Source organism: Wolbachia endosymbiont of Atemnus politus (genome assembly GCF_013309895.1).
Genome location: NZ_JAAXCS010000132.1, coordinates 1 through 3,276 on the forward strand (window position 1 = coordinate 1; position 3,276 = coordinate 3,276).

1 protein-coding gene and 1 pseudogene are annotated in these 3,276 nt (G+C 36.8%); one reads left to right on the plus strand and one right to left on the minus strand.

Annotated elements, in window-relative coordinates:
* Positions 1–163: 163 nt before the first annotated feature.
* Positions 164–2,614: pseudogene (gene topA, locus HET73_RS06655) on the minus strand (type I DNA topoisomerase).
* Between the two features lie 260 nt (positions 2,615–2,874).
* On the opposite strand from topA, the gene HET73_RS06660 reads away from it, so the two are divergent.
* A partial coding sequence (locus HET73_RS06660; protein WP_281356053.1) for an Hsp70 family protein occupies positions 2,875–3,276 on the plus strand: 402 nt, incomplete at its 3' end.

Sequence of the window (3,276 nt, forward strand, 5' to 3'; positions counted from 1 at the left end):
TTATGATACTTCTTTAAAATCTCATATAAACTATAACTTCCGATATCATTTAACATAACTTTACCTCATATATACACTAACAAGTATTTTTTTTAATTATAAATTTTGATGTCTTAATGTATTATATATATAAAAAATCTGCAAGCTTATATTTTTTAAGCATTTATTTTTTATTCTTAATTAACTCTAAAGCCTTCTTCAGATCTACACTTTCAATATCCACATTTTTGCCCAAAGCAACATTTGTTTTACCGCATTTTATGTAGAATCCGTACCTACCGTTACAAATGAAAACTTCTTTCTTCTTTTCATTAAACCCGAGAGATTTTAACTCCTTGCGTGGACTATTTGCAATAATTTGCACAGCTTCATCTAATTGTGTTTCTAATACTTCCTTAGAACTTTTCTTAAGAGAAAAGTATCTACCATCATAGAAAATATAGTACCCAAATCGTCCAAGGCCTATTTTTACTTCTTTTCCGGTTTCAGGGTGTTCTCCAATTACTTTTGGCAAGGAAAGTAATTCGGTAGCGGTATTCAGATCAATATCATTAACATTTATATCTTTTGGTATAGAAACCGTTTTTTTCTTTTCTGACTCACTATTAAACTCCAGATAAAGCCCAAAAGGACCTTTTTTGATCACCACCTCTTGCCCTGTCACATCGCCTATGCCCAAACTTTTTGGATATTCTGAGTTGTCGTTACTGCCTGTAATTTCTTTTGTATGGTTGCATGCAGGATAGTTAGAACATCCAAGAAATACCCCGGCTTTTCCAAAGTTCAATTTCAATATACCATCGGAACAATCAGGACATTTCTTACCTATCTCTTTTTTCCCTTCCTCTGAACAGAACCAATCGACTACCAAGTCATTAATACCGCTGAAAATTTCATCATGCGTCATTTTCTTGACGGAGTTTACAAGATTGAAAAACGGTACCCAAAAATAGCCTAGCTCTTGTTTCCAATCTGCACGTCCATTTGAGATTAAATCAAGCTTTTCTTCCATCTGTGCTGTGAAATCATATTCTATACAACGCTGAAAAAAAGTTTCTAAAAATATAGTAACAATCTTGCCACGACTGCTTGGAATAAATCTTTTATTATCCAATGTGACGTACTCACGGTCTTGCAATACCGAAATAATTGTCGCATAAGTTGATGGACGGCCTATGCCGATTTCTTCCATTTTTTTTACGATACTTGCTTCGCTATAACGTGGTGGAGGTTGAGTAAAATGCTGTTTTGGCTCGACAGAAATCAGTTTGCACGCTTCACCTTCTTTCATGGCAGGTAGCATGCCTTCATCCTCGCTATCCATTTCATCTTTATAAACTTTATAGAAACCATCAAAAAACATGCTCGACCCACTTGCTCGCAGGATTACCTTCTGATCAGTAGAGCTAATTTCAATTACCACTTGATCGAGAATCGCTGATTCCATCTGACTTGCAATGGTTCTTTTCCAGATCAAATCATACAATTTAAATTGTTCTGGCGTTAAATAGTCCTTAATACTGTTTGGCGTTCTATTTATATCAGTTGGACGAATCGCTTCATGTGCTTCCTGAGCATTTTTGACCTTTTTTATATATTGACGAGGAGACTTCGGTAAATATTTATCACCATACAATGACTTAATTGACCCCCTAATTGAGCTTATAGCTTCATCTGCAATGTAAAATCCATCTGTACGCATGTAGGTTATCAACCCTACAGTTTCACCACCAATATCAATACCTTCATATAAGTTTTGCGCGATGCGCATAACGTTTTTCACATTAAAATACAACTTATTCACTGCATCTTGCTGAAGACTGGAAGTAATAAATGGAGGAAGCGGATTTCTCTTAACTTGCTTGCGTTCTACTGTGCTTACAGCATATTGTCTTGACTCAATCTCTCTAACTAAGTTCTTTGCTTCTTCTTCGTTCTTAATATCAAATTTTTCTAGCTTCTTATTATCGTAGTGGCTGAGCATAGCAAAAAACGTTTCGTCTTTGCTGCTTTGCATTTCTGCCTTTATGCTCCAATACTCTTGTGATACAAATTTACTAATTTCATCTTCTCGTTCGCATATAAGCTTAAGCGCAACAGATTGCACTCGCCCCGCAGACTTGCTTCCTGATAATTTTGTCCACAATAGTGGCGACAAATTAAATCCAACTAGATAATCCAAAGCTCTGCGTGCTTGTTGCGCGCGCACTAAGTCCATATTTATCTCACGTGGATTTTTTATAGCCTCTTGTACTGCTCTTTTTGTTATCTCATTAAAGACTACTCTATGAATGTTGCTTTTATCATTGATTGCTTTCCTTTCCTTTAGTGCCTCTATTACATTCCAAGCTATTGCTTCCCCTTCTCTATCTGGATCTGTTGCAAGGTATATATCTGATGTTTTACCTGCCTCCTTTACTAATTCTTTTACATATTTTTCTGCTTTTTCAATAATCTCATACTTTATGGTAAAATCATTATCTGGATCAACAGAGCCGTTCTTCACTGGCAGATCTCTCACATGTCCAAAAGATGCAGCCACTTTGAACTATTTACCTAAATATTTACTTATTGTCTTTGCCTTCGCCGGTGACTCAACTATCAATAATGCCATATTATTATATTAGTACTTAAAGATAATATGTTGAGAAATATATGGTGAAAAGTAAAAAAATATTTTAATGGGTCTTGTGAATTTGACCTTACCCAGAAAAAGTAGAGAGAAAGTTAAGTCGTTTTTGAAATAAAAAATGAGAGCCTAAATTCTTACTTCACCAAGCTCCTGTCATCCCACACAGCTCACCTGGGCGAGCCTGGATAATAGCTGTATAAAGGATGTTGTTGTTGTTGTTGTTGTTTCATCAAGAATTTAATATGCAAAAATCAAACAATACGAATTTTAATTCAAAAATATCTAATTCGATTAATGATACAATAATTTCTGCAAATTACAACATTATTCAAAATAATGATTGTTTTTCTAAAAGCATTCCCTGCCGCACGTCCAAGGTCTTCACTACGTATTCGGATAACCAGGTCGGCGTGACAATTCAGGTGTACGAAGGAGAGCGCGCCATGACCTCAGCCAACCACCATCTGGGAAGGTTTGACCTGATGGGCATTCCTCCCGCCCCTCGTGGAGTGCCACAGATCGAGGTGACGTTCGATATCGACGCCAACGGCATCTTGCACGTGTCCGCCCAGGACAAGAGCACGGGCCACTCAGAAAGTATCCAAATCCGCAACGACAAAGGACGGTTGTCGCTGGAAGAGATC